Genomic DNA, 26,832 nt, shown 5'->3' on the forward strand with positions numbered 1-26,832 from the left:
TTACGTGGCGCGGTCGGAGGGGTGGTTGACGCCGTCGTTCCAGTGGACCGGCTCGAAGTCCTTCGGCTCCGTCCCCTCGATGCAGTAGAGGTTCACGCCGTACTCGTTCGGGTTGGACCGGCGCCGGTGGTACATGTAGATGCCGCAGGTCTTGCAGAAGTAGTGCCGCGCCGTGTGCGTGTTGAAGCTGTATTCCGTCAGGTTGTCGGCGCCTTTGACCACCTCGACTCCGCCCAAGGGGGCAGAGACGGCGGCGCACTGGCGGCGGCGGCAGAAGGAGCAGTCGCAGCGGCGGCGGGTCTCGAACCCGTCTGTCAGGGTCACGGAGAGTTCCACGGCGCCGCAGTGGCAGGTGGCTTTCACGGGGTCGGTCATTTGCGTCGGATCCTCGGGACTCGGGTGACGGAAGAACCCGGCTTCCAGCGGGTGCGGGCCTCCGGGTGGGGCGGGTGGCCGTGGTGCAGGCGCCAGAAGCGCGGGCCGCCCAGTTTCAGGAAGACGGGCAGGGTCAGCACGAGGCCGATGACAAAGCCGCCGATGTGCGCCCAGTAGGCGACACCGCCCTCGTCGGCGCTGGTGCCCACGCCGCCGAAGAGCTGCATGACGAACCACAGGCAGAGCGCGACCCAGGCCGGAATCGGGATCACCTTGATGATGATGACGATGAAGATCAGGATGTCGACCCGGGCGCGCGGGAAGAGCAGCAGGTAGCCGCCCATGACGCCCGCGATGGCGCCCGATGCGCCCACGGTCGGCACGTTGGAATAGGGGGCGGAGGCGTAGTGGATCAGCCCGGCGCCCAGCCCCGCGGCGAGGTAGAACAGCAGGAAGGCCACATGGCCCATGCGGTCCTCGAGGTTGTCGCCGAAGATGTAGAGGTAGAGCATGTTGCCGATAATGTGCATCCAGCCGCCGTGCAGGAACATCGAGGTGACAAGCCCCTGATAGCCGAAGCCCTCGGAGAGGAAGCGCGGGACCAGCGAGTAGGTGGCGAGGAAGTTCAGGTCGTTGATCGCGTCGAGCGTCATCAGGAACACGACCGTGTTGATCGCGACCAGCGTGTAGGTGACGAAGGGCGTCCGGCCCGAAGGGTTGTGATCGCGGATCGGGAACATGCCCGGACCGTATTCCCGGCGCGGGGCGGCGTCCAGAGGAGGCGGTCGGGGACTGAGTCATCGACGCGACTTGGTGAGCGCGGGAGGGCGGCGCAGAGCCCCGCCCTGCGGGGCGTTCCGCTCGGGCCTGTGCGGGGGCGGCGCCGTCCTTTGGTCATCGCGGTCCGGTCAGGGGACTTGCGCGTTTTGGTAGGGCGGGGCTTTGCGCCGCCCGCGCGCCCCATAGCGCCGGTCAGGCGGCGCGGAGCCCCGCCCTACGGCATGCTGCGCAGGGCGGGGCGGTGTGTTTCCGGATCAGGCGTGGCCGGCCAGCAGGGCCGTGTTGCCGCCTGCCGCCGTGGTGTCGACGCAGACGTGGCGCTCCGTCAGCGCGTGGGCGGCGTCGGGCATGCCGGTGATCAGCGGCAGGATCGGGCCCTTGCGCGCGGCCAGCGCCTTGCGGAAGGCGCGGGCGGTGCTCTCGTCGCCCCACCACAGCGCGCCGGAGAAGCCGTCGAGCGTGGCCAGCAGGTCCGGCGCCACCTTGCCCGTCACCGGGTGGGCGATGCCGCCCAGGGCGCGGATCGCCTGGGCTTGCGCCTCTGCTGCCTTGTGGCCGGGACCGAGGCAGAGGACCGGGGGACGCGGCAGGCAGGTGAGCTGGTTGGCCTCGCCCGTGGGGCCGGGCAGGACGGTGCGGTGCGGCACCGGCGTTGCCTCGACCGTGGCGCGGGTCAGGCTCTGGGCGAGGCCGGCCTCCGTCGCGGGGAGCGCGCTGCCGGGGGCCTTCGCCTCCTGCGTCTCGGCGGGGGACTCGGCAGGTTGGGCGCGGAAGCGGGCGAGGTAGTGCGGGCCGCCCGCCTTGGGGCCGGTGCCGGAGAGGCCTTCGCCGCCGAAGGGCTGGCTGCCCACGATGGCGCCGATCTGGTTGCGGTTGACGTAGATGTTGCCGGCGTGGACCGCCTCGGTCACGTGCTGCACGCGGTCGTCGATCCGGGTCATCAGGCCGAAGGTCAGCCCGTAGCCGGTGGCGTTGATGTCGGCGATCACGCGGTCCAGCTCTTCGGAGCCGAAGGTGGCGACGTGCAGGACCGGGCCGAAGATCTCGCGCTCCATCGCCTTGATGCCGGGCACGCGCAGCAGGGCGGGGGCGACGAAGTGGCCGGGCGTTGGCGCGTCGAGTTCCTTCAGCACGCGGCCTTCCTTGCGGGCCTTGGCGACGTAGCTGCGGATGCCCTCGGCGGCCTCCTCGTCGATGACCGGGCCCGCGTCGGTGGCCGGGTCCCACGGGTTGCCCATCACCAGCACGTCCATCGCGCCGGTGAGCATCCTGAGGAAGTCCTCGGCGATGTCCTCCTGCACGTAGAGGCAGCGCAGGGCAGAGCAGCGCTGACCGGCAGACTGGAAGGCGGATTCGACGATGGCGGCGACGGCCTGTTCCGGCAGCGCGGTGGAGTCGACGATCATCGCGTTCAGGCCGCCGGTTTCGGCGATCAGCGGTGCGCCGGGGGCGAGGTTTTCGGCCATGGCGCGGTGGATCGCCTGCGCGGTCTCGGTCGAGCCGGTGAAGGCCACGCCGTCCACGTCCGGGCAGGAGGTGAGCGCGGCGCCCACGTCACCGGCGCCGGGCAGGAGCTGCAGGGCGGTCGCGGGCACGCCGGCCTCGTGCAGGAGCTGGGTGGCGCGCCATGCGACCAGCGGCGTCTGTTCGGCGGGCTTGGCCAGAACGGCGTTCCCGGCGGCCAGCGCGGCAGAGAGCTGCCCGGTGAAGATCGCCAGCGGGAAGTTCCACGGCGAGATGCAGGCGAAGGTGCCGCGCGGGGCGCCGCCCTCGGCCTGGGTGGCGTAGTAGCGCAGGAAGTCGACCGCCTCGCGCAGTTCGGCCACGGCGTCCAGCAGCGTCTTGCCGGCCTCGCGGTGCAGCAGGGCGAAGAGTTCGCCGAAGTGCGCTTCGTAGAGGTCGGCGGCGGCGTTCAGGATGCGCGCACGCTCTGCCGCGGGGGCGTCCCAGGGCTGCGCGGCAGCGGCGGCGGCGGTGGCCTGTTCGGCGGTGGCCCAGGTGACGGAGCCCACGATGTCGGAGGGGATCGCGGGGTTCGTCCGTTCTTCACGCGGACCGGCGGCGGCGTCGCAGGCGACAAGCGGCGCGCCCTTCCAGCGGTGGGTGGCAAAGGCATCGCGGGCGGCGTCGATGCGCGCCATGGTCGGCCGGTGCCGGAGGTCGAAGCCCTTGGAGTTCTCGCGCCCGGGGAAGAGGTCGCGCCCGGTCGGCAGGGTGTTGGTCTGCACCGCCTCGAACGGGTCGGCGGCGACGGTTTCCGGCGGCACGTCCTCGTCGACGATCTGGTTCACGAAGGAGGAGTTCGCGCCGTTCTCCAGCAGGCGGCGGACGAGGTAGGCCAAGAGGTCGCGGTGCGCGCCCACGGGGGCGTAGATCCGGCAGCCGGTGCCGTTCTGCTCCTTGACGAGGGCGTGCAGCGTCTCGCCCATGCCGTGCAGGCGCTGGAATTCGAAGGCCTCCTTCGACACCTTCATGTCACCGGCCATATGCAGGATGGCGGCGGCGGTGTGGGCGTTGTGGGTGGCGAATTGCGGGTAGATGCGGTCGGTGTAGCCCAGAAGGCGGCGGGCGTTGGCGATGTAGGAGACATCGGTCGCGGCCTTCGAGGTGAAGACCGGGAAGGCGTCGAGGCCCATGACCTGCGCCTTCTTGATCTCCGAATCCCAGTAGGCGCCCTTCACGAGACGGACCATGATCTTGCGGTTCAGCCGCTCGGCCAGCCCGTGCAGCCAGTCGATCACCGCGCCCGCGCGCTGGCCGTAGGCCTGCACCACGACGCCGAAGCCGTCCCAGCCCTTCAGCGCGGGTTGGCTGAGGGTCTGTTCGATCACGTCGAGCGAGAGCGACAGGCGGTCGGCCTCTTCCGCGTCGATGTTCAGGCCGATGCCCGCGCTTTTCGCCAGACCGCAGAGCGCCGTCAGCCGGGGCACCAGCGTGTTCAGCGCGGTGTCGGCCTGAAGCTCGTCGTAGCGCGGGTGCAGCGCCGAAAGCTTGACCGAGATGCCGGGGTTCTTGCGGATGTCGCCGTGAGTGGCGGCGTTGGAGATGGCCGAGATCGCCTTCGAATAGGCGAGGTGGTAGCGGGAGGCGTCCTTCTCCGTCCGGGCGGCCTCGCCCAGCATGTCGTAGGAATAGGTGTAGCCCTTGGCCTCCATCTTCGAGCCGCGCTTCATCGCCGCCTCGATGGTTTCGCCCAGCACGAACTGGCTGCCCATCTCCTTCATGGCGCGGCCGACGGCGGTGCGGATCACCGGCTCGCCCAGGCGGCGGATGGCGTTGCGCAGGTGGCCGACGGGGCCGGGGTGCACCTCGTCGTCGAGCACCCTGCCGGTCAGCGCCAGCGCCCAAGTGGAGGCGTTGACCAGCGGCGAGGTCGAATGGCCCATGTGCTTCGACCAGTCGGAGGGCGCGATCTTGTCCTCGATCAGCGCGTCGACGGTTTCGGCGTCGGGAACGCGCAGCAGCGCCTCGGCGAGGCACATCAGCGCGACACCCTCTTCGGTCGACAGGCCGTATTCGGCGAGGAAGACCTCCATCAGTCCGGGACGGGTGCTGGACCGGATGTCGCGCACCAGTTTCGCCGCATCGCGCGAGATGGCGGTGCGGTCGGCTGCGGAAAGTTCGGCGCGCTCGCGCAGCGCCTCCAGCGCGGTCTGTTCCGATGCGTAGGTGAGCGTATCGATGCGGGTGCGCAGGTCAGGGTGATTCATGTCATGCCTCAAAGCAAAGTTGGGGCTAGTATACGGGTGGGATTGCAGGTGATCCGACTGTTGAAGGCACGAGCGCACACCGTTCGGACTGAAAAAAGGGGCACATCCAGTGCAGAATGAAGTGCAGAAGGAATTTGGGGAAATGGATCGTTTCGACCGGGCGATCCTGCGGGAGCTCGCGGCCGAAGCGCGGATTTCCGTGACCGAGCTGGCCCGCCGGGTCGGCCTGTCGAAAAGCCCGGTGCAGGCGCGCCTGAAGAAGCTGGAAGAGACGGGCGTCATACAGGGCTACCGCGCGCTTCTGGACCCGATCCGGCTGGGACTGGCGCATGTGGCCTTTGTCGAGGTGCGGATGATCGACACGCGCGAGGCGACGCTGGCGAAGTTCAACGCGGAGATCGCCCGCATCCCCGAGATCGAGCAGGCGCACCTGATCGCCGGGAATTTCGACTACCTGCTGAAGGTGCGCACCGCCGACATGCCCAGTTACCGGCAGGTGCTGGCCGAGAAGGTCTCGGTCCTGCCGGGGGTTGCCTCGACCTCCACCTTCGTGGCGATGGAGGCGATCAAGGACGAGGCTGTCACGGATGTGACTTGATTAAGGGTGTCGATCTGGCACTCTTTCGTCATGAGACTTGCACTTGTCATGAGCCTCGCCGCCGCGCCCGTGCTGGCCGACGGCTGCCCTGAGGCGCCGGACATCTCGGCAGAGATCGACCCCCTTTACGAGGAACTGCTGCAGGCGCCCGACGAGATGACGGCGCGCGGGATCACCAACCGGATGTGGCTGCTGTGGGACAACGCGCCCGACGAGCCGAGCCAGGAGATGCTGGACGAGGGGATGCGCGCGCGGGCCAGTTTCGACATGGTGCGCGCGCTGAAGCGGTTCGACGCGCTGGTGAGCTACTGCCCGTTCTACGCGGAGGGCTACAACCAGCGGGCCTTCGTCAACTTCATCCGTCAGGATTATGCCGCCGCGCTGCCCGATCTGGACCGGGCGCTGGAGCTGAACCCGCGCCACGTCGGGGCGCTGTCGGGGCGGGCGCTGACGCTGATCGCCCTGGGCCGCGACGACGAGGGGCAGGCCGCCCTGCGCGCCGCGCTGGAGATCAACCCGTGGCTGGTGGAACGCCGCCTGCTGAAGGAGGAGCCGGGCGAGGAGCTGTGACGCCCGCCCGACCCGGATCCGGCTAACCCCATCTTTACCCTGCCGCGCCATGGTGGGTTCGCGTCGAAGAGGGCGCGGACAGTCATGAGCGGTCAGAACGGGCCGCCTGAAAAGGGCGAGAATGGCCTTCGTATTCCAGAACGCGGACCAGATCTACACCGGCTCGCATTACACCGTGGCCAATGGCGACACCGTCTACGTGACCGACGGCACGATCATCGCCAACGACGAAACCTACACCGTGCAGATGAGCGGCGGGTCCCAGCGCAGCCTGCTGGTGAACTATGGCGACATCATCGGCCACGCCAATTCGGTGATCTACATGGGCGCGGCTTCGGCCGTGGTGGAGAACCACGGCCTGATCCGAAACAACGACGATTCCCTGAACATGCGCAGCGCGCTGCTGCTGGCCACGGCGGGCACGCACCGGATCGTCAACAACGGCGAGATCACAAGCGCGGGGCGCGTCATCGACGTGATCGGGGCGGCGGCGGCGCTGTCCTACACGGTGGTGAACCACGGGCTGATGCAGGCGCTTTACGGGCATGACGTGCTGCGCGACGGTAACTACGCCCAGCACGTCACGGTGGAGAACACCGGCACCATGCGCGGCGGCGAACTGGGCATGTCGGGCACCGGGCGGGCCTACCTCGACAACGCGGGCCGGATGGAGGTGACGCAGATCGACGGCGCGGCCGTGCTGGGGCTGACCCTGTTCAACACCGGCGTGATCGAAGGGTGGGAAACGTCGGTGGCGGGCCTCGCCGATGCGGGGGAGGTGTGGATCCAGGGCAGCGAGACCGCCGACATCCTGCGCAACGACGGCACGGTGCGGGGGGACTTTGACGCGGGCTCCGGCGCGGATGTGGTCTACAACGCGGGTCAGTGGCTCGGGAACCTCGACCTCGGCTATGGCGACGACACGATCTACGGCACCGGCGGCAGTTTCGAGGGCTGGATCGACGGTGGCCCGGACAACGACCTGATCGTGATCGAGGACGGCAGCGTCGCGGTGATCGGCGGCACCGGGCTCGACACGGTGATCGCCCGATCCGACGTGCTGGACGTGAGCGGGGTGGAGGCGATCCTGCTGCTGGGCGCCGGCAACCATGAGGTCCGCGGCTCTGTCGAGGCAGAGCAGATCGTCGGCAACTCCGGCCACAACATGCTGGCGGGGCTGGGGGGCGACGACACCATCGCGGGCGGCGCGGGCAACGACATCCTCTACGGCGACGACGGCAACGACCTGCTGAGCGGCAATTCCGGCGATGACGAAGTGGACGGCGGATTTGGCGCGGACACGATGTCGGGCTGGTCCGGGTCTGACACTCTGATCGGCGGCGCGGGCAACGACGAACTTTCGGGCGAGGACGGCGACGACGTGCTGGACGGCGGCGACGGCAACGACACGATGAACGGCGGCTATGGCCGCGATGCGCTGTCCGGCGGGGCGGGCAACGACTACATGGTCGGGCGGCAGGACGACGATTTCCTCGATGGCGGAGACGGCGCGGACCGCGTGCTGGGCGGCGACGGCAACGACACGTTGCTGGGCGGTGCGGGCAACGACACCATCGCGGGCGACGGCGGCAACGACGTGATCCAGGGCGGACTGGGCTACGACATCCTGATCGGCAAGTCCGGCGCCGACATCTTCGTCTTCGACAGCGTGCTGGAGGCTGACGACGGCGTCTCTGACCGGATCAAGGATTTCGAGCGTGGCATTGACACGGTCGACCTGTCCGGCATCAACGAGGAGGGCAGCTTCGTCTTTCGCGGCACGGCGGGGTTCACCGGCTCCGGCGCGATGGAGGTGCGATATTTCATGAACGCCTTCGGTGCCGCGATCCTCTATCTCGACGAGACCGGCGACGGCGTGTCGGACGGCGAGCTGATCCTGCTGAACGTGCCGGGCGGCGTGACGTCGGACGATTTCCTGCTTTGACGGGCCGACGCGACCGGTTTACACGGCGCGCGCCGCCGCTATTGTCGCGCGCGTGTGCCCGCGTGGTGGAATGGTAGACACAGGAGACTTAAAATCTCCAGGCCTTGTGCCGTGCCGGTTCGAGTCCGGCCGCGGGTACCACCCTCTCCCTTCAATTCCGGCGCCGTATTGGAATTATTGATTACGTGCCAGACGCCTGTTTTATGGGCGCCGCGACAATCGTCGTTTTCTGAATGCGGTGAAATAATTTCAGGGGGAATTTCGGTAGGTCCCATTAATCGCACCAATCGGGGTGCGAAGAAGGGCGATTCTGCTGCGCGAGAAAAAGGCGCAGGATAGGGACATTGAAAAAAACCAGTCTCTCGGGCAACTCGACAACACAACCCGCGAAGGGCAGCGCTGAGCAGCCGGGGCCAAGTCGCCTGCGACAAGATCGCTCTGGAGGCGCAGCAGAAAGGCAGGCAGTCGTCAGTTTTCGGAGAACGATGGCCGAAAAGGGCGGGCATGGCCGAAAGCTGCCCGGGGGAAGCCAAGGGCAGACGGACGGAGATTATCTCTGCCCGTGGTCGGCCCGTCTGATCGGGGGTTATTTCCGGCGCAGGCGGATGACCACGTCGACGGAGGCAATCTCTGCCCCGTCCGGCGCGTTCGGCAGCTGCGTGATCACCAGCTGATCCGCCGGGGCGTCGGTCAGGTGGCCGTCGTCTTCCCAGAAGAAATGCGGGTGATCGTGGGTGTTGGTGTCGAAATAGCTGCGCGAGCCGTCGACCGTCACCTCCTGCATCAGGCCCGCGTCGCAGAACGCCTTGAGCGTGTTGTAGACGGTGGCGAGGCTGACCCGCTCCCCCTGGTCCTTGGCGGCGGCAAAGAGGCTTTCGGCGGTGACGTGCCGGTTGCGTCCGTCGCCAACCAGAAGGGCCGCCAACGCCACGCGCTGCCGGGTCGGGCGCAGATCGCTGCGCGCCAGCCAGGATTTTCCGCGGTCGAGTTCCGTGGACATGGAGGAGGTGATATCCGTCTCGGTCATTGCATTGTTATATAATGTGTCGGCGCACCCGATTTCAAACCTTTTCGTGCCAGCGGCTTGCGGGCTGCGGCACCGTGTTCCGCTTGCATGGCGCGCTTTCCGGGTGCTAGAGGGGGCCGGACTTCGCGACACGATCACTTCATGATGGATAGGGAGCCCTCCCCGCATGGCCGATTACCCCACCAGCTTCGGCAAGGAAGACCTGTTGAAATGCGCCCGAGGCGAGCTGTTCGGCGTGGGCAACGCCCAGCTGCCCGAGCCGCCGATGCTGATGATGGACCGGATCACCGACATCTCCGGCGACGGCGGCCTGCACGGCAAGGGGCACGTCGTGGCGGAATTCGACATCACCCCGGACCTGTGGTTCTTCGAGTGCCACTTCCCCGGCAACCCGATCATGCCGGGCTGCCTCGGCCTTGACGGTCTGTGGCAGCTGACCGGCTTCAACCTCGGCTGGCGCGGCTGGACCGGGCGCGGCTATGCGCTGGGTGTGGGCGAGGTCAAGCTGAAGGGCATGGTCCGCCCGGACCGCAAGATGCTGACCTACAAGGTGGATTTCACCAAGGCCGTGCAGACCCGCCGCCTGACGATGGGCGTGGCCGACGGCATCGTCGAGGCCGACGGCGAGATCATCTACGAGGTCAAGGACATGAAGGTGGCGCTCAGCGAGAGCTGAGGGCGCGGCGTTTCAATTGCCGGACATGAAGAAGGGTGCGCCATGGCGCACCCTTTTGCGTTTCGGGGCATTGGCCTTGCGCCGCTGCGCCTACAGCAGGAAGTCGAAATCGTCCGACAGGTCGGGCGGCACGTCTCCCTCCCAGGTGGTGGGGGTGGTGTCGCCGGATCTCTCGACGCTCTGGTCGAAGGAGCCGTAGGCGTCGCCAAAGGCGGTTTGGAGCATCAGGTCGAAGTCGTCGCCCGCACTGTCGTCGGAGCTGGTGTTCCGGTCGGAAGAGCGGAATTTGAACGCGGCGAAACTGCCGCCAAGATCTTCGGGCATTGCAAAAGTCCTTGTGTTGAGAACCGCCCCTGAAATCTGCGGGCGGGTTGTGTTGAACACGGCTTAGATGGGGGGAAAGGGGCGCGCCTGCGAGTCAGGAATACCTGCCCCATGCCTCGGGCACCTCCGTACCGAAGCGTTCGCGGCAGAAGGCGTATTGCGGGGCGAGCAGGTCGGCGAAGGTCCTGCGGGCGTCATCGGGCAGGGCGACCTGAACCCGTGTTTCGTTCTGGCGTCCGGCGGGTATGGCTTCGGCGGCCTCGACACCCAGAAAGCCGCAGAGGCGGCCGAGCGTCTTAGGGGCGAAGAGGGTTTCGTAGAAGAGGCAGAGCCGGTCCTCGGGGGCAAAGCAGGCGTCCAGGGCGGCGACGGTGGCGCGATAGTCCGTGCGCGACCAGATTGCGGGCGCGTCCGGGGCCAGGTGCCAATGGGTGGCGGCGGGCTTGTCCGGGGTCATCTGTTCGACGTGGCGCAACTGGGACCAGAGCCGGTCCACGGGGTCGCGCATGATGAACAGCACCTTCAGCGTCACCTGCTGGCTGGCAAAGAAGGCGCGCATGTCCGCGAAACCCGCAGGGCCGAGCGTGGCATAGGCGGGCGTGATGTCCGCGAGGACGCGGGTGTGCGGAGAGACGAGGCGCGCGAAATGGCCGAAATAGGCGTCCTCGTCATAGATCATCCGGACCCGGTCGAGGCTGGCGGCGAAGGCGGGCTGTCCGCGCAGGTTGGCGAGCGTGTCGCCCGGCTGGCCCATGAAGGCGCGCAGGCGGGCAAGGGCCACGGCATCCGGATCGCCGAAGGCGGGAACGGGTGTGCGGGCATTGAAGAAATGCAGTTCCTTCAAAGGCGAAGGTTCGACCTCTGGCAGGCCCGACAGGTAGCGGTGCAGCCAGCTCGTCGCGCATTTCGCGGCGCCGATGCAGACCAGGAAGGTCTTGCCGTCGAGTTCCGGCAGGTGTCTGGGCATCCGCGCTGTCCTCTTGCGTGTGACGCAGAGGCTGCCACGGGGCGCAAAATTGCTCAACCGCGGGATCGGTTCCGGCCATCCGCGGCGGCGATTGCCGGCCTTGCCGTGGATGGAAGCGCGCTGCGCACCTTGCGCCTGACCGCAGGACTGCCTTAGTAAGACCCAACAAATCAAGGGAGGCCGCATGCGCCGCGTCGTCGTTACAGGGTTGGGGGTCGTCTCCAGCATCGGAAACAACGCCGAAGAGGTCACCGCCTCGCTGAAGGCGGGGCGGTCGGGGATTTCCGCCTCTGAGGAGATGAAGGAACACGGGTTCCGCTCGCAGATCTCCGGCCAGCTCAAGATCGACGTGTCCGAACACGTCGACAAGCGCACGCTGCGCTTCATGGGGCCGGGTGCGGCCTATGCGCATATCGCGATGCAGCAGGCGATTGCCGATTCCGGGCTGGAAGAGTCCGACATCGTGAACCCGCGCACCGGGCTTGTGGCCGGGTCCGGCGGGCCGTCGACCTCGGCCCTGCTGACCGCGCACCAGACCGTGCTGAAGTCCGGCGGGACGAAGCGCGTCGGCCCGTTCGCGGTGCCGAAGGCGATGTGTTCGACGATCAGCGCCAACCTCTCGACCGCGTTCAAGATCAAGGGGATCAACTACTCGATCACCTCCGCCTGCTCGACCTCGCTGCACTGCATCGGCAACGCGGCGGAACAGATCATGATGGGCAAGCAGGACGTGATGTTCGCCGGCGGCGGCGAGGAGCTGGACTGGACGCTCAGCTGCCTGTTCGACGCCATGGGCGCGATGTCCTCGAAGTACAACGACACGCCGGAGCGCGCGAGCCGCGCCTTCGACAAGGATCGCGACGGTTTCGTCATTTCCGGCGGCGGCGGCATCGTCGTGCTGGAAGACCTGGAACACGCGAAGGCGCGCGGCGCGAAGATCTACGCCGAGGTGACGGGCTATGGCGCCACGTCGGACGGCGCGGACATGGTGGCCCCCTCGGGCGAGGGTGGCGAGCGCGCGATGCGCGTGGCGCTGTCGACGCTGCCCGAAGGCCGCAAGGTCAGCTACATCAACGCGCACGGCACCTCGACCCCGGTGGGCGACGTCGGCGAGATCGAGGCGGTGCGCCGCGTGTTCGGTGACGGTTCGACCCCGCCGGTCAGCTCGACCAAGTCGATGACCGGCCACAGCCAGGGCGCGACCGGCGCGCAGGAGGCGATCTACTGCCTTCTCGCGCTCCGGGACGACTTCATCATCCCGTCGATCAACGTGGAAACGCTGGATCCGGCGCTCAAGCCCGAGGAAATCGCCACGTCTCTGGTGGAGAACGCCGGGCTGGATTCGGTGATGACCAACTCCTTCGGCTTCGGCGGCACCAACGGCTCGATGGTGCTCTCGCGGTTCAACGACTGATACGGAAAGACTGGGATGACGATAACTCTGGAAGGCAAGCGCGGGCTTGTCATGGGTGTGGCGAACGAACGGTCGATTGCCTGGGGGATCGCGAAGGCGTGTCACGAGGCAGGGGCGGAGCTGGCCTTCACCCACCAGGGCGAAGCCTTCGGCAAGCGGCTGGCACCACTGGCCGAAAGCGTGGGCTCCGATTTCATGGTCGACGTGGACGTGACGGACGATGCCTCTCTGGATGCGGCGTTCGAGTCCCTCGGCAAGCGCTGGGACCGGCTGGACTTTCTCGTCCATGCCATCGCCTTTTCCGACAAGTCGGAGCTGCAGGGCCGGTTCCTGAACACCTCGCGGGCGAACTTCAAGAACTCCATGGACATCTCGGTCTATTCCTTCATCGAGGTGGCGCGCCGCGCCTATCCGCTGATGACCGAGGGCGGCACCATGCTGACGCTGACCTACCAGGGGTCGCAGCGCGTCGTGCCGAACTACAACATCATGGGCGTCGCCAAGGCGGCGCTGGAATCGGCGACCCGCTACCTTGCCAATGACCTCGGGCCGGACGGCATCCGCGTGAACGCCATTTCGCCGGGACCGATGAAGACGCTGGCCGGTGCGGCCATCGGCGGCGCGCGCAAGACCTACAAGCACACCGACCAGAACGCCCCCCTGCGGTCCAACGCGACGCTCGAGGCGGTGGGCGGCACGGCGGTCTGGCTGTGCTCGGACGCGGGGGCCTGCACGACGGGCGAGATCATCCTCGTGGACGGCGGTTACCACGTGCTCGGAATGCCGCAGTACGAGAACCTGTAAGTTTCCATTTTCGTAAAAAGTGCCGAAATTCCGCCGTGACTTGGCCGTGCTTCCGGCAGGGTCATGTGCTGGGATCGTGGCATGACGACGGATCAGGATCTCAGACAGGCCATACTCGGCGATGCGGGCGCAGACCTGCGCAAGCGTGCGGAGAAGCGGCGTCGCGGCAGGCGGCGCGGCGGTTTCGCCCGGAAGATCGCCCTCAAGCTGCTGTTCCTGGGGCTGAGCCTCGGGGCGTCCCGCTATCTCATCGCGACCGAGGACGGGCAGGCCGCGATGGCCCGGTTCCAGGCCGGGCTGCTGGAGGTCATCGAGACGGAGATGGCCGCGCGCCGCGAGGCGGCGATGACCGCGGCCGCCGCCGTGCCGGCGCAAGCCTTCGCGCCCGTCGACACGGTGGAGGAGGCCGCGCTGCTCCCGGGGAACGGATGGCTTTCGGCCGGAAACGAGGAGCGTTCGGCGGAGCGCCCGCCGGTCAGCTCCATGCCCGAAAGCCGCGTCGCGGTGCGGCGCATGGGGCAGCTCTCGTCCGACTGAACCCTCCGGCCCGGTTCCGGGCGCGGGCGGCGCGTGCTACCCAAGGGAAACGAATCCCCTGACCGGAGAGCCCAGATGCCGCGCCTCGTCCTTGCCCTGACCGCCCTGTTGCTGTCCGCCTGCACCGTGGGCGCGCCGCAGGCCGACAAGCCCGGCAACGACGGCGTGGCGCAGAAGCTGGCGCTGGGTGTGACCCGGGCCGAGGCGGAGGTGGCGCTTGGCAGCGAGGCCGGGTTCGAGCGCAACCCGAAGAACTTCGACGAATCCTGCGTGAGCTACGCCTACGGCGACGGGCCGAAATACGTGCATGCGGTCTATCGCGGCGGCACGCTGGTGAGCCGCACGGACGGGCACCGGCAGCTCTGCACCTACGGGACGCTGGCCTCCGCCTGAGGGCGCGTCCCGGAACCCCTGTCCCTGCCGCCGCGTTTTGACGGCAAACGGAGGTTCACATGACTCACACGCTGACACTGCAATCCATTTCGCCCGTGACGCACGACACGCACCACCTTGTGTTCGACAAGCCCGAGGGTTTCTCGTTCACGCCGGGGCAGGCGGTCGACCTGTCGCTGGACAAGGACGGCTGGCGCGAGGAGAAGCGGCCCTTCACCTTCACCAGCCTGCCGGACGAGGACACGCTGCAGTTCGTCATCAAGTCCTACCCGGAGCATGACGGCGTGACCGAGCAGATCGGCAAGTTGCAGGCCGGCGACAAGGTGCTGATCGAGGACCCCTGGGGCGCGATCGAGGACAAGGGCGACGGCATCTTCATCGCCGGGGGCGCGGGTGTGACGCCGTTCATCTCCATCCTGCGCAAGAAGCTGCAGGACAAGGGCACGCTGGAGGGCAACACGCTGGTGTTCTCGAACCAGACGGAGGCCGACATCATCCTGAAGGACGAATTCGACGCGATGCCGGGGCTGGCCGTGGTCTACACGGTGACCGACGAGCCCGACAGCGGCTACGCGCGGGGCCAGGTCGACGCGTCCTTCCTGAAGGACATGGTCGATGTGAAGGGCGACGTGGTCTACGTCTGCGGCCCGGACGGCATGGTCGAGGCGCTGCCGCGCGAGGTCGCCGAGCTGGGCGTGCCGAAGGACCACGTGGTGACGGAAGAGTTCGACTGACGGGTTTCGGTCCGCTGGCGCGGACCGACCCGCGCGGGCGTTGCCCGCGAAGGCCGGGGGGCTGGCCCCCCGGACCCCCCAAGGTATTTGGACCAAGATGAAGGGCAGGGGCGGTTCCCTGTCCTTCCCTTCGGTATGGCTGTTGTCAGTAAGAGGTCAGAACCACTGGCCGGGCTCCATCAGGCCGAGGTCGAGGAGCTGGCGCGAGTGCCATTCGAAGGGCACGGAGTTGTGCCAGTGGAAGTTCTGGATGTCGAAGGTCGAGCCGGGGTTGCGCTTCAGCGCCTTGGCGGTGCGGAAGGACGCGATGGCGGCCGTCAGGTTGTTGTGCCACGGGCAGGCGTAGGTGTTGTATTCCTCGTCGTCGAAGGTGTGATCCTCGCGCAGGTGCAGGCCCGGCTTTGCGCGGAAGATGGCGATGCGGTCGATCTTGCGGCGTTCGGGGGGGATGTGTTCCTCGTACCGCCAGCGCAGGCCGCCGAAGAAGTCGAGCTGCCGTTCCTTCGGGTAGTTCTTGTTGTCCGGGTCGAGCCGGGCGAGCGCGTAGTAGCCGGAGCGGTCGAGGCAGGCCTCGTCGAGCGAGACGGCGTTCGGGTGGCGGCGGAGATCGCTGGCGTAGAGGTCCACCACGTAGGTCAGCATGGCATCGCGCCGCTCTTCGGTGTGGTAGGCGAGCATCTCGCCGATGGTGCGTGTCTCGCAGAACGGGTAGAACAGGTATTCCGCGTTGTAACAGTAGTAGAGCCAGCTGCCCCCGGCGGCGGCGTTGACCTGGTCCACCGCCGCCTGGACCGCGCCGTCGGCCATCGGGTCGTAGTCGATGCGGCGTATCTTGCCCACGAGGTCTGGCGGCGTCTCCCACAGCGGCGAGACGAAGCACAGGACGGTGCGGAAGCCGCAGTGGCGGTGGTGGCGCAGCGTGGTCGCGAGTTCCGTCTCGTCCTCGGCGAAGATCATCGCAACCGGCCCGCTGGCCAGCGCGTCGCGGCCCCGGTTGAGGAAATCCTGTAGGGAGTCGTACTGCATCGGCCTGCCCTCAAGCGCTTTGCGTCGAGAATCGGTGAATTTCGGCCCCATTGCAAGACGGGGCGGTTTCGGGGTATCCCCCGCCCCTGATCCCCTACGCAATGGTGCAGCATGACCCGGAAGCTCTTCATCAAGACCTACGGTTGCCAGATGAACGTCTACGACAGCGAGCGCATGGCGGAGGCCATGGGCGGGCAGGGCTATGTCGTGACGGACACGCCCGACGACGCCGACATGATCCTGCTGAACACCTGCCACATCCGGGAGAAGGCCGCCGAGAAGGTCTATTCCGAGCTGGGCCGATACAAGGGTCTGAAGGCGGCGAAGCCCGACCTGAAGATCGGCGTGGCGGGCTGTGTCGCGCAGGCGGAGGGCGAGGAGATCATGCGCCGCCAGCCGATGGTGGATCTTGTTGTCGGCCCGCAGAGCTATCACCGCCTGCCGGAGCTGGAGGCGAAGACGCGCACCGGGGCGAAGGCGCTCGACACCGATTTCCCGGAGGAAGACAAGTTCGAGCGGTTGGCGCAGCGCCCGAAGGCGAAGCGCGGCCCGACGGCCTTTCTGACGGTGCAGGAGGGCTGCGACAAGTTCTGTGCCTTCTGCGTGGTGCCCTACACGCGCGGCGCCGAAGTGAGCCGCCCGGCGGAGCGGGTGATGCGCGAGGCGCGCGACCTCGTGGAGCGCGGCGTGCGGGAGATCACCCTGCTGGGCCAGAACGTGAACGCCTACCACGGGCACGACGGCGGGCTGGCCGGTTTGATCCGGGAACTGGAAACAATCGACGGCCTGGCGCGTATCCGTTTCACCACCTCGCATCCCAACGACATGGATGACGCGCTGATCGCGGCGCATGGCGAATGCGAGAAGCTGATGCCGTACCTGCACCTGCCCGTGCAGGCCGGGTCGGACAGGATCCTCAAGCGGATGAACCGCCAGCACACGGCCGAGCAGTACCTGCGCCTGATCGAGCGGCTGCGCGCCGCACGGCCCGACTTGCACCTGTCGGGCGATTTCATCGTCGGCTTCCCCGAAGAAACGGAGCAGGATTTCCGCGACACGCTCGCGCTGATCGAGGCGGTGGAATACGGATCGGCCTTTTCCTTCAAGTATTCGGAGCGTCCGGGCACACCTGCCGCCGAGCGCGCTCAGGTGCCCGAGGACGAGAAGGACGACCGCCTTCAGCGGCTGCAGGCCCTGCTGACGAAACAGCAGCGCGCGTTGCAGGACGCGATGGTCGGGCGCGAGGTCCGGGTGCTTTTCGAAAAGCCCGGCCGCCTGCCGGGGCAAATGGTCGGAAAATCGGAATACCTGCATGCCGTGCATGTGGAGGCAAAGGGAATCGACGTGGGCGATATTGCCCCTGTCCGAATCGAATCCAGTGGTCCAAACAGCCTTAAAGGCGCCATGATGGCGATGTAATGTCGCCACAGAACCTATTGAATCAAAAAACAACACCGAATTATCCACACAAAACACAAGATATAGTGGGAACTGTTTCCGAAAGCGGTACAGTCCTTGTGGATTTCTTCTTCCCTTACCTAATGGAATCCTTACACTGACTTTACAGTTAATTTGCGCGGCCCGCTGCCATCGGACAGCCGCGCATGGGGGAAACATCAGTTAAGGGACAGAGGCTGTGGTGACACGCATCTCCAAGGCCCTCAGCGCGCTTGCGCTGACTGCATCCCTGTGCCTGTCGGTTGCTGCACCGGCGGTCGCGGAAGATGCTGGGCAAACACCTATCATTTCTACGCAAACCACGCGCACCATTGTGGGCGAGCAATACATTCCGGGCATCTGGGTCGACCCCGATGGCTGCGAGCACTGGGTCATGGACGACGGCGTGGAGGGCTACATGGACCCCCACCTCGACCGCAAGGGGATCCCGGTCTGCCGCCGGTCCAACACCTGCGGCGTGATGAACACCGACCAGTTCTTTGCCACCGACAGCTACAAGATCTCGAAGCACGGCCAGGCGCAGATCGCCAACTTCTTCCGGTCCTCGACCGCGGTGGGTTACGTGATCGCCGGGCTTACCGACAGCCGGGCCTCGGACTCCTACAACATGAAGCTGTCGTACAACCGTGCGCTGGCCGTGGCCCGCATTGCACGGGCCGTGGGAGCGAACATCACCGACGTGCGCGGATATGGCGAACGCATGCCCGTGGCGTCCAACGCCACCGCTGCCGGCATGGCCAAGAACCGCCGCGTCGAAATTCTCTGCTTCCAGTAAAGCCCGGGGGACCTTGGACATGAACTTCGCAAAACCGCTCCTTGCCCTGACCGTGGCGGGACTCGTCTCGGCCTGTGGCGTCGACGTTCCGATCGGCCCGGACAAGAGCCAGGACCGCAACTTCTTCGACCGGGATGACCTGTCCTCCATGCAGGCGGGCATCTGGGTCGACCCCAACGGGTGCGACCACTGGATCATCGACGACGGCGTCGAGGGATACCTCTCGCTGCGTCTCGACAAGTACGGCAAGCCGGTCTGCTCGGGCGTCGCACCGCCGACCGTCGTCACCGGCCAGTTCAAGGGCGGCTCGACCCGCATCATCGGCGACCCGCTCTGACGCCACCGTCACCTCAGCCATTGGAAAAGGGCCGTCTCCCACCGGGGGCGGCCCTTTTCCCGTCTGGTCCCGCGCGGCGTGTTCCGGCGCCTCGGACGCAGGCACACGCGGGCGGCAGTGTTTCATTTGCGTGACATTCGTCCCGCGAGACTTGCGCAGGCGGGTGTGGCTTGGCACCATATCTAGACAAGGGCCCCCGCCGAATCCACAGCCCGGGCCGAACACGGAGCAGGAGAGAGGCTTGAACACTGGCGTACTGAACGAAGCCATCCTCGAGTTTCCAGACAACCGGCTGCTGATCGACCTCTGCGGAGAGTTCGACCGCAACCTCACAGACATAGAGGCGCGCACCGGCGTGCAGATCCTCAGACGCGGCAACCAGCTTGCCGTGCACGGGCCTGAGGATGCCATAAAGGGAGCCACGGAGGTGCTGCAGGCGCTCTACCAGCGGCTGGAGGCCGGGCGCGAGGTCGGCAAGGGCGACATCGACCGGGAGTTCCGCATGGAACACGAACCGGAGCCCGACCAGCAGCTCGAGATGTTCGGCGGCGGCAAGGTCGAGATCAAGACCCGCAAGAAGCTGGTGGAACCGCGCACCGATGCGCAGAAGGCCTACGTCCGGTCGCTGTTCGAGAACGAGCTGGCCTTCGGCATCGGCCCCGCGGGCACCGGCAAGACCTACATCGCCGTGGCGGTGGGGGTGAACATGCTGATCACCGGCGCCGTCGACAAGATCATCCTCTGCCGTCCTGCGGTGGAGGCGGGCGAACGGCTCGGCTTCCTCCCCGGCACGCAGGAAGAGAAGGTCGATCCCTACATGCAGCCGCTCTACGACGCGCTGAACGACTTCCTGCCGGGCAAGCAGCTCGCCAAGATGCGCGAGGAAAAGACGGTCGAGATCGCGCCGCTGGCCTTCATGCGCGGGCGCACCCTGTCCAATGCCTTCGTGGTGCTGGACGAGGCGCAGAACGCCACGACCATGCAGATGAAGATGTTCCTCACCCGACTGGGCGAGGGGTCGCGCATGGTGATCACCGGCGACCGCACCCAGATCGACCTGCCGCGCGGCGTGCCCTCGGGCCTGCAGGACGCGGAGCGCCTGCTGAAGGACGTGAAGGGCATTTCCTTCAACTACTTCACCGGCAAGGACGTGGTGCGCCACCCGCTTGTCGCCGCCATCATCGAGGCCTACGAGAAGGACGCGGAGGGGTGAGATCCCCCTGCCGCCTCCGCCCTTCGCCTCACCTTCATCTTGGCAGAAATACCTCGGGGGTCCGGGGGCTGGCCCCCGGCCGGTCGGCCGTATGCTGACCGATACGATCATCGAGGACGACCGCTGGGAAGCGGCCGGGCTCGGGGCGCTGGCAGAGGAGGCCGCGCAGGCGACCCTTGCACTGCTCGGCCTCGTGGCCGACGATTACGAGATCGCGGTGATGGGCTGCAGCGACGGACGCATCGCCATCCTCAACGCCGATTTCCGCGGCCGCCCGGCGCCCACCAACGTGCTGAGCTGGCCGACGCAGGAACTCGGCTCGCCCGAAGTGGGCGGTGAGCCTTTCCTGCCGCACCTCGACGACGACTTCGAGGAGATGGGCGAACCGCATCATCTGGGCGATCTGGCGCTCGCATGGGAGACCTGTGAGCGGGAAGCTGCCGAGCAGGGCAAGTCCATGGCGGACCACGTGACGCATTTGCTTGTTCACGGGGTGTTACATCTTGTGGGCTACGACCATATCCGTGATGCGGATGCCACGTTGATGGAAGGGTTGGAGCGCGAGATACTTGGCAATCTCGGTATCGCTGACCCATATAGGGAGATTAATGGGCCCAATGGCTCGTGACTGGACCGGAGAAATGGGCGACAACGACGACTCGTCTAAGGCGGCGCATGGCGCGCTGAGACAATTTGAGGATGAAGAGGGACAGGATGCGGCGAGGCCGGGATTCCTGAGACGCCTCTTCGGTCGGACCACGGAAACCGACATGGAAGACGACTTCAAGGGCGACGACACCGTCGGCCCACGCGAAGCACCCGTGCACGGCATGATCAACCTGCGGCGCATGCGGGTCGAGGACGTGGCCATACCCAAGGCCGACATCGTGGCGGTGCCGAACACCATCACCCGGGACGACCTGGTGAAGGTCTTCCGCGAAAGCGGGATGACCCGGGTGCCGGTCTACGAGGGCACGCTCGACACCCCGGTGGGCATGGCGCACCTGAAGGACTTTGCGCTGGCCTACGGGTTCAACGGCGCGGGCGCCCGCTTCAACCTGAAACGCATGTTGCGGCCGCTGCTCTTCGTGCCGCCGTCGATGCCGATCGGCGTGCTGCTGACGAAGATGCAGACGGAACGGCGGCACATGGCGCTGGTGATCGACGAATACGGCGGCGTCGACGGGCTGGTGACGATCGAGGATCTGATCGAACAGGTCATCGGCGAGATCGAGGACGAGCACGACACCGACGACGACCAGTCGTGGGTGAAGGAGCGTCCGGGCTGCTACCTTGCGCTGGCCAAGACCCCACTGGAGGAATTCGAGGCGGAACTGGGCTTCGACCTGACCGAACACGAAGACATCGACGAGGAAGAAATCGACACGCTGGGTGGCCTCGTGTTCATGCTGGCCGGCCGCGTGCCGGCCCGCGGTGAGGTGGTGCGCCATCCCGCCGGTCTCGACCTCGAGGTGGTGGATGCCGATCCGCGCCGCATCAAGCGGCTCCGGGTGCGCCTGCCGGGCGCGCAGCGCGCCGCCAGCCAGACACAGGTCCCCGCCACCCCGGCGGGTGCATCGAAGGCGGGCCATGCCTGAACTGACGGCGCCCGCGCGGGCATTTGTGCTGCGCGGGTGGGCGCGTCTGCCGCTGGCCCTGGCCTGCGGCGCGCTCATGGGCCTGTCGGCTGCACCCTACGATCTCTGGTACGTGGGTTTCCTCGGGCTCGTGGGGGCCTTTGCGCTGTTCCGCGTGGCGCCGCGTGGCCTGCGGGCGGTGGGCACCGGCTGGATGGTCGGACTGGGCTACTTCGGCCTCTCGATGAGCTGGATCGTCGAGCCCTTCATGGTCGATGCCGCCACGACCGGCTGGATGGCCCCCTTCGGGCTGCTGGGCCTTGCGGGCGGGCTGGCCCTGTTCTGGGCGCTTGCATTCTGGGGTGCGGGCCATGCGAAACACCGGGCCCTGCCGGCACTGGTGGTCACATGGACAGCGGCGGAGCTGGCGCGGGCCTACGTCCTGACCGGCTTTCCCTGGGGACTGGTGGGCTATCTCTGGCTGCCGGTACCGCCGGTGCAGTGGGTGTCGCTGGTCGGGCCGCACGGGCTGACCTTCCTGACCTTCGCGACCGCAGCCCTTTTCGCGGCAGAGGCGCCAAGGCGTGACATGCGGCTGTTGCCGCCCGTGCTCGGGGTGACGGCGCTTCTGGCGCTGTTCGGTGGGGGGCAGGCGCTGATCCCGCCGCTGCAGGACCTCGACGGCCGTCCCATCGTGCGCCTCGTCCAGCCCAACGCGCCGCAGCACCTGAAGTGGCAGCGCGACATGGTGCCGGTCTATTATCGCCGCCAGGTCGACTTTACCGCCGCCCCTATGAAGGACGGCGACAGCAGGCCCGACCTTGTGATCTGGCCGGAGACGGCGCTGCCCACGCTGCTGCACCGCTCCGCCAACGAACTGGGCGAGATCAGCCATGCGGCGGGTGCGGCGCAGGTGGTCGTGGGGCTGCAGCGCGAGAACCTCGGCAACTGGTACAACTCGCTTGTCCTGATGGGGCCGGAGGGCGACGTGCGGCAGGTCTACGACAAGTATCACCTCGTGCCGTTCGGAGAGTACATGCCCGCCAAGGCGGTCTTTGCCCGCTGGAACATCGCCGGACTGGCGGCGCGGGCAGAGGGCGGCTACAGCGCCGGACCGGGGCCGGAGCTTCTGGACCTCGGGCCGCTTGGCGTCGCGCTGCCGCTGATCTGCTACGAGGCGGTCTTTCCGCAGGACGTGCACCGCGCGCCGGCGCGGCCCGACATGCTGATGCAGATCACCAACGACGCGTGGTTCGGTGCCTTCTCCGGTCCTTACCAGCATCTCGAACAGGCGCGCATCCGGGCAATCGAGCAGGGTCTGCCGATGCTGCGGGCGGCGAACACCGGTGTCTCGGCGGTGATCGATGGTGCGGGCCGCGTGCTGGCCGCGCTGCCGCTGAACGAGGCGGGCTACATCGACACGCCGCTGCCGCCGCCGCTGCGCGTCACGCTTTACAGCCGGACGGGAGACCTGCCAGTGCTGATCATGCTGTTCCTCTTCGCGGGCCTCCTGCTGCGACACCATCGCATCGCATTGCGCAGAGAAAACGATTGACCCGTTCCCCTGGCGGGCGTACCCCGAACGAAGGCCTGAGAAATGGCCCAACAAATCCCGTCACAACGGCTTCCTGGCGTGACGGAGAAACCCGAATGGAGCACCCCCCATGTCCCGACAGAGTTACGTTTTCACCTCCGAGTCCGTCTCGGAAGGGCATCCCGACAAGGTCTGCGACCGGATCTCGGACGCCGTCCTCGACGCCTTCATCGCCGAGGATCCGCTGGCGCGCGTCGCCTGCGAGACCTTCGCCACCACCAACCGTGTCGTCATCGGCGGAGAGGTCGGCCTGACCGACCAGGCCAAGCTGGCGGAGTACATGGGCCGCATCGACGAGATCGCCCGCGCCTGCATCAAGGACATCGGCTACGAGCAGGAGAAGTTCCACCACGAGACGGTGGAGATCACCAACGTCCTGCACGAACAGTCCGCGCATATCGCGCAGGGTGTGACCGGCGGCGGCAACCGCGACGAGGGGGCCGGCGACCAGGGCATCATGTTCGGCTACGCCACCAACGAGACCGATGCGCTGATGCCGGCGCCGATCCTCTACAGCCACGCGATCCTCAAGCGGTTGGCCGAGGTCCGCAAGGACGGCACGGAGCCGACGCTGCGCCCCGACGCGAAGTCCCAGCTTACGGTGCGCTACGAAGGCGGCAAGCCGGTGGGCGTGAGCTCCATCGTGCTGTCGACCCAGCACGAGAGCGAGAGCCAGACCTCCGACGACATCCGCGCCATCGTGGAGCCCTACATCCGCCAGATCCTGCCCGACGGCTGGATTTCGGAAGACACCGAATGGTGGGTGAACCCGACCGGCACCTTCGTGATCGGCGGGCCGGACGGCGATGCGGGCCTGACCGGGCGCAAGATCATCGTCGACACCTACGGCGGCGCGGCCCCGCACGGCGGCGGCGCGTTCTCCGGCAAGGACCCGACCAAGGTGGACCGCTCGGCGGCCTATGCCGCGCGCTACCTCGCCAAGAACGTGGTGGCGGCGGGCATGGCGGAACGCTGCACCGTGCAGTTGTCCTATGCCATCGGCGTGGCCCGGCCGCTGTCGATCTACGTCGACGCCCACGGCACCGGCGAAATCGACGCCGCCGCGATCGAGCGGGCGATCCCCAAGGTGATGGACCTGACCCCGCGCGGCATCCGCACGCACCTGGACCTGAACAAGCCGATCTACGCGCGCACCGCGGCCTACGGCCACTTCGGCCGCGCACCGGAACCGGACGGCGGCTTCTCGTGGGAGCGGACCGACCTGGCGGAAGCGCTGGCAAAGGCCGTGTGACCCGGCCACGTCCGCGCGGCGGAGAGCAAACAGGGGCGTTCCCGGCGGGGCGCCCCTTTTCTTTTGCGCGGGGCGGGGCTACACGCCCCGGCCATGACCACGTCGAACAAACATCCCGATGCGCCCTGGCGCAACTTCTATGGCCGTGTGCGGGGCAAGACCCTGCGCCCGAGCCAGTTGGAATACATCGAGGAAGACCTGGGCGCCCTGTCGCCGGGACCGGTCGACTGGGACGTGAACCCGGAGCGCACGCCGCTGGATCTGAAGGCGCGGTTTGGCGACCGGCCCGTCTGGCTGGAGATCGGCTTTGGCGGCGGCGAGCACCTCGTCCATCAGGCTGTGACCTACCCGGACGTGGCGATCATCGGTTGCGAGCCCTTCATGAACGCCGTGGCGATGCTGCTGGGCAAGCTGCGGGAGGCGGGTTGCGAGAACGTTTCGGTCCACCCGGGCGACGTGCGCAACCTTTTCGACGTGCTGCCAGAGGCCTCGCTGGACAAGGCGTTCCTGCTGTACCCCGATCCCTGGCCGAAGAAGAAGCACCACCGCCGGCGCTTCGTGACGCAGGAGCACCTCGCGCCCCTGCACCGCGCCCTGAAGCCGGGCGCGGAGTTCCGCGTGGCGACCGACATCCCCGACTACGTGCGGCAGGCGCTGGTCGAAGTTCCGAAGGCCGGGTTCGCGTGGGAAGCCGAGGCGCCCGAGGACTGGCGCCGTCCGTGGTCCGACTGGCATTCCACCCGGTACGAGCAGAAGGCCCTGCGTGAGGGCCGGGTGCCGCACTACCTGACGTTCCGCAAGCTGTAAGGGGGGAGGCGGCGCACAGCCCCGCCCTACGGGCCGTTGCGCCCGTACCTGTGCCGCGCTAACAGTGCCGCGATCTTGACAGGAGACGCTGCATGTCCGCCCATGGTGAGCCCATTCCGATGACTTCCCGCCGCGCCGGTCCGCTGACCGGAGAGGCGCATGTGCCGGGGGACAAGTCGATCTCTCACCGCTCGCTGATCCTGGGCGCGATGACGGTGGGCGAGACGAAGGTCACGGGGCTCCTGGAAGGGCAGGACGTGCTGGACACGGCCAAGGCGATGCAGGCCTTCGGCGCGCAGATCGAGAAGATCGGCGAGACCTGGCATGTGCATGGCGTCGGCGTGGGCGGCTTTCTCGAGCCGGAGAACGTGATCGACTGCGGCAACTCCGGCACCGGCGTGCGGCTGATCATGGGGGCGATGGCGACCTCGCCCATCGTTGCGACCTTCACCGGCGACGCCTCGCTGAACAAGCGGCCGATGGCGCGGGTGACCGATCCGCTGGCGCTGTTCGGGGCGCGGTCCTACGGACGGTCCGGCGGGCGGCTGCCGATGACCATCGTCGGCGCAAAGGAACCCATGCCGGTGCGCTACGCCACGCCCGTGCCCTCGGCGCAGGTGAAGTCGGCGGTGCTGCTGGCCGGGCTGAATGCCCCGGGCGAGACGGTGGTGATCGAGCGCGAGGCCACCCGAGACCATTCGGAGCGGATGCTGGCGGGCTTCGGCGCCACGATCTCGACCGAGGACACCGACGAGGGCCGGGTCATCACGCTGCAGGGCCGTCCGGAGTTCGTGCCGCAGGACATCGTCGTGCCGCGCGACCCGTCCTCGGCCGCCTTCCCGGTCTGCGCGGCGCTGATTGCCGAAGGCTCGGACGTGCTGGTGCCCAACATCGGCCTGAACCCGACGCGCGCCGGGCTGTTCTTCACCCTGCAGGAGATGGGCGCGGACCTGACCTTCGAGAACATGCGCGAGGAGGGCGGCGAACCCGTCGCGGACCTGCGCGCGAAGTTCTCTCCGGACATGAAGGGGATCGAGGTCCCGGCCGAGCGCGCGGCCTCGATGATCGACGAATACCCTGTGCTGTCGGTCGTGGCGGCCTTTGCGCAGGGCAAGACGCACATGCCGGGGGTGAAGGAGCTGCGGGTCAAGGAGAGCGACCGGATCGACGCCATGGCACGCGGGCTGCGCTCTGCGGGTGTGCAGGTCGACGAGGGCGACGACTGGTGGACGGTGCACGGGCGCGGCTTCGGCGATGTCGCGGGCGGCGTGACGGCAGAGACCTTCCTCGACCACCGCATCGCCATGTCCTTCCTGGTGATGGGTCTGGCGACCAACGCGCCGATGTCGGTCGACGACGGCCAGCCGATCGCCACCTCCTTCCCGATTTTCGAAGGGCTGATGGCCGGGCTCGGCGCGCGGATCGAGCGCACGTGATCCTGCGCCGCCACCCGCGTCCGGCCGCCGGACTGGGCGCGCTGGCGGTTCTGACGCTGATGGCGGCGCTGCTGCACTGGAAGATCGCGCCGCTTACCGACAGCGGCTTCCTTCCGCAACTGGCCTTCCGCGGCTACTCGTCCCTGGACCTGCAGGCGTTCGGAACCGAACTGCTGCGCTCCGGCGAAGGCGGGCTCTACCGGAACATCCTGCGGCTCGACCTCCTGTTCATGGGGCTCTGGGGCCTTTGGGTGGTCCTGGCCTTTCCCGACCGGCGCGCGGTGGGCATGGCGCTGGCGGGGGTGGTGCTGGCCTGCGATCTTGCGGAGAACGTCCTGCTGCAACAGGCGCTCGACTGGGCCATGGGGCGGAGCCTGCCGACTGGCTGGGTTCTGTACCCGCCGCTGATCGAAGATGCGCAGGCCGTGCCCTTCACCCGGGCCAAGCTGGTGCTCTACCCGCTGGTGACCGGGGGTCTGCTGCTGCGCGATCTCGGGCGCTGA

27 protein-coding genes, 1 tRNA gene and 1 riboswitch are annotated in these 26,832 nt (G+C 67.3%); of the genes, 21 read left to right on the forward strand and 7 right to left on the reverse strand.

Features of this window, described 5'->3' with window-relative positions; genetic code table 11:
- The 3 genes from QNI11_RS01445 to putA all read right to left on the reverse strand — a co-directional run bounded on the left by QNI11_RS01445 (position 1) and on the right by putA (position 4,865).
- Entirely contained in the window at positions 1–375 is a 375-nt protein-coding gene (locus QNI11_RS01445; protein WP_100928149.1) for a GFA family protein, read from the reverse strand.
- Entirely contained in the window at positions 372–1,115 is a 744-nt protein-coding gene (locus tag QNI11_RS01450; RefSeq protein WP_283982064.1) for a rhomboid family intramembrane serine protease, read from the reverse strand. The genes QNI11_RS01445 and QNI11_RS01450 overlap by 4 nt, the downstream gene beginning before the upstream one ends.
- A 294-nt stretch (positions 1,116–1,409) precedes the next feature.
- The gene (gene putA, locus QNI11_RS01455) at positions 1,410–4,865 is read right to left on the reverse strand and encodes a bifunctional proline dehydrogenase/L-glutamate gamma-semialdehyde dehydrogenase PutA (RefSeq protein ID WP_283982065.1); all 3,456 of its coding nucleotides are present in this window, start codon (positions 4,863–4,865) and stop codon (positions 1,410–1,412) included.
- 142 nt (positions 4,866–5,007) lie between these two features.
- Here putA and QNI11_RS01460 point away from each other — a divergent pair, with 142 nt between their 5' ends.
- The 4 genes from QNI11_RS01460 (at position 5,008) to QNI11_RS01475 (ending at position 8,119) form a co-directional block, all read left to right on the forward strand.
- Positions 5,008–5,463 carry an Lrp/AsnC family transcriptional regulator gene (locus QNI11_RS01460; protein WP_100928146.1) on the forward strand — a complete coding sequence of 152 codons (456 nt, stop codon included), beginning with the start codon at positions 5,008–5,010 and terminating at the stop codon, positions 5,461–5,463.
- A gap of 30 nt (positions 5,464–5,493) precedes the next feature.
- The gene (locus tag QNI11_RS01465; protein ID WP_254698360.1) at positions 5,494–6,033 is read left to right on the forward strand and encodes a tetratricopeptide repeat protein; all 540 of its coding nucleotides are present in this window, start codon (positions 5,494–5,496) and stop codon (positions 6,031–6,033) included.
- A 121-nt stretch (positions 6,034–6,154) separates the two neighbouring features.
- A complete protein-coding gene (locus tag QNI11_RS01470; protein WP_283982066.1) occupies positions 6,155–7,978 on the forward strand; it encodes a calcium-binding protein in 1,824 nt (607 codons plus the stop codon).
- 56 nt (positions 7,979–8,034) lie between these two features.
- Positions 8,035–8,119 (forward strand) — tRNA-Leu (locus QNI11_RS01475).
- A 445-nt stretch (positions 8,120–8,564) separates the two neighbouring features.
- On the opposite strand, the gene irr is transcribed toward QNI11_RS01475, so the two are convergent.
- Positions 8,565–9,005, reverse strand: coding sequence for a Fur family transcriptional regulator Irr (gene irr, locus QNI11_RS01480; RefSeq protein WP_283982067.1), 441 nt, complete (start codon positions 9,003–9,005; stop codon positions 8,565–8,567).
- 166 nt (positions 9,006–9,171) lie between these two features.
- On the opposite strand from irr, the gene fabA reads away from it, so the two are divergent.
- Positions 9,172–9,681, forward strand: a complete 510-nt coding sequence (gene fabA, locus QNI11_RS01485) for a bifunctional 3-hydroxydecanoyl-ACP dehydratase/trans-2-decenoyl-ACP isomerase (protein WP_100928143.1) — start codon at positions 9,172–9,174, stop codon at positions 9,679–9,681.
- Between the two features lie 90 nt (positions 9,682–9,771).
- On the opposite strand, the gene QNI11_RS01490 is transcribed toward fabA, so the two are convergent.
- Positions 9,772–10,005 carry a hypothetical protein gene (locus QNI11_RS01490; RefSeq protein ID WP_283982068.1) on the reverse strand — a complete coding sequence of 78 codons (234 nt, stop codon included), beginning with the start codon at positions 10,003–10,005 and terminating at the stop codon, positions 9,772–9,774.
- Positions 10,006–10,099: 94 nt separating this feature from the next.
- Positions 10,100–10,972: a sulfotransferase gene (locus tag QNI11_RS01495; protein ID WP_283982069.1), complete on the reverse strand. Its 873-nt coding sequence runs from the start codon at positions 10,970–10,972 to the stop codon at positions 10,100–10,102.
- A 184-nt stretch (positions 10,973–11,156) separates the two neighbouring features.
- Here QNI11_RS01495 and fabB point away from each other — a divergent pair, with 184 nt between their 5' ends.
- From fabB to QNI11_RS01520, 5 genes are all read left to right on the forward strand, one after another.
- On the forward strand, positions 11,157–12,386 hold the full coding sequence (gene fabB, locus QNI11_RS01500; protein WP_100928140.1) for a beta-ketoacyl-ACP synthase I: 1,230 nt from the start codon (positions 11,157–11,159) through the stop codon (positions 12,384–12,386).
- A gap of 15 nt (positions 12,387–12,401) precedes the next feature.
- Positions 12,402–13,190: an enoyl-ACP reductase gene (locus tag QNI11_RS01505; RefSeq protein ID WP_100928139.1), complete on the forward strand. Its 789-nt coding sequence runs from the start codon at positions 12,402–12,404 to the stop codon at positions 13,188–13,190.
- A gap of 81 nt (positions 13,191–13,271) precedes the next feature.
- Complete coding sequence (locus tag QNI11_RS01510) at positions 13,272–13,727, forward strand: hypothetical protein (RefSeq protein ID WP_283982070.1); 456 nt, start codon at positions 13,272–13,274, stop codon at positions 13,725–13,727.
- A gap of 75 nt (positions 13,728–13,802) precedes the next feature.
- Complete coding sequence (locus tag QNI11_RS01515) at positions 13,803–14,120, forward strand: hypothetical protein (RefSeq protein WP_283982071.1); 318 nt, start codon at positions 13,803–13,805, stop codon at positions 14,118–14,120.
- Between the two features lie 59 nt (positions 14,121–14,179).
- Positions 14,180–14,854, forward strand: coding sequence for an FAD-binding oxidoreductase (locus QNI11_RS01520; protein ID WP_100928136.1), 675 nt, complete (start codon positions 14,180–14,182; stop codon positions 14,852–14,854).
- Positions 14,855–15,010: 156 nt separating this feature from the next.
- Here the strand turns inward: QNI11_RS01520 and QNI11_RS01525 are convergent, their stop codons facing one another.
- Entirely contained in the window at positions 15,011–15,880 is an 870-nt protein-coding gene (locus QNI11_RS01525; protein ID WP_283982072.1) for a hypothetical protein, read from the reverse strand.
- A 111-nt stretch (positions 15,881–15,991) separates the two neighbouring features.
- Between QNI11_RS01525 and miaB the strand changes: the two genes are divergently transcribed.
- The 11 genes from miaB to QNI11_RS01580 all read left to right on the forward strand — a co-directional run bounded on the left by miaB (position 15,992) and on the right by QNI11_RS01580 (position 26,832).
- Positions 15,992–17,299, forward strand: coding sequence for a tRNA (N6-isopentenyl adenosine(37)-C2)-methylthiotransferase MiaB (gene miaB / locus QNI11_RS01530; RefSeq protein ID WP_100928134.1), 1,308 nt, complete (start codon positions 15,992–15,994; stop codon positions 17,297–17,299).
- 217 nt (positions 17,300–17,516) lie between these two features.
- Entirely contained in the window at positions 17,517–18,113 is a 597-nt protein-coding gene (locus QNI11_RS01535) for an OmpA family protein (RefSeq protein WP_283982073.1), read from the forward strand.
- A 19-nt stretch (positions 18,114–18,132) separates the two neighbouring features.
- The gene (locus QNI11_RS01540) at positions 18,133–18,450 is read left to right on the forward strand and encodes a hypothetical protein (RefSeq protein ID WP_283982074.1); all 318 of its coding nucleotides are present in this window, start codon (positions 18,133–18,135) and stop codon (positions 18,448–18,450) included.
- A 241-nt stretch (positions 18,451–18,691) separates the two neighbouring features.
- Positions 18,692–19,663, forward strand: coding sequence for a PhoH family protein (locus QNI11_RS01545; protein ID WP_100928131.1), 972 nt, complete (start codon positions 18,692–18,694; stop codon positions 19,661–19,663).
- A 91-nt stretch (positions 19,664–19,754) separates the two neighbouring features.
- Positions 19,755–20,291: an rRNA maturation RNase YbeY gene (ybeY, locus tag QNI11_RS01550; protein ID WP_100928130.1), complete on the forward strand. Its 537-nt coding sequence runs from the start codon at positions 19,755–19,757 to the stop codon at positions 20,289–20,291.
- A 13-nt stretch (positions 20,292–20,304) separates the two neighbouring features.
- The gene (locus QNI11_RS01555; RefSeq protein ID WP_283983473.1) at positions 20,305–21,261 is read left to right on the forward strand and encodes a hemolysin family protein; all 957 of its coding nucleotides are present in this window, start codon (positions 20,305–20,307) and stop codon (positions 21,259–21,261) included.
- Positions 21,254–22,795 carry an apolipoprotein N-acyltransferase gene (gene lnt, locus QNI11_RS01560; protein WP_283982075.1) on the forward strand — a complete coding sequence of 514 codons (1,542 nt, stop codon included), beginning with the start codon at positions 21,254–21,256 and terminating at the stop codon, positions 22,793–22,795. The genes QNI11_RS01555 and lnt overlap by 8 nt, the downstream gene beginning before the upstream one ends.
- Before the next feature lie 54 nt (positions 22,796–22,849).
- Positions 22,850–22,898: riboswitch (SAM-SAH riboswitch) on the forward strand.
- 6 nt (positions 22,899–22,904) lie between these two features.
- Positions 22,905–24,086, forward strand: a complete 1,182-nt coding sequence (metK, locus tag QNI11_RS01565) for a methionine adenosyltransferase (RefSeq protein ID WP_283982076.1) — start codon at positions 22,905–22,907, stop codon at positions 24,084–24,086.
- 93 nt (positions 24,087–24,179) lie between these two features.
- Positions 24,180–24,893 (forward strand): tRNA (guanosine(46)-N(7))-methyltransferase TrmB, encoded by a 714-nt coding sequence (locus QNI11_RS01570; RefSeq protein ID WP_283982077.1) that lies wholly within the window; start codon positions 24,180–24,182, stop codon positions 24,891–24,893.
- Between the two features lie 92 nt (positions 24,894–24,985).
- Positions 24,986–26,329 carry a 3-phosphoshikimate 1-carboxyvinyltransferase gene (aroA, locus tag QNI11_RS01575; RefSeq protein WP_283982078.1) on the forward strand — a complete coding sequence of 448 codons (1,344 nt, stop codon included), beginning with the start codon at positions 24,986–24,988 and terminating at the stop codon, positions 26,327–26,329.
- The gene (locus QNI11_RS01580) at positions 26,326–26,832 is read left to right on the forward strand and encodes a hypothetical protein (RefSeq protein WP_283982079.1); all 507 of its coding nucleotides are present in this window, start codon (positions 26,326–26,328) and stop codon (positions 26,830–26,832) included. The genes aroA and QNI11_RS01580 overlap by 4 nt, the downstream gene beginning before the upstream one ends.

The organism is Sagittula sp. MA-2, assembly GCF_030126985.1.
GTDB lineage: Bacteria > Pseudomonadota > Alphaproteobacteria > Rhodobacterales > Rhodobacteraceae > Sagittula.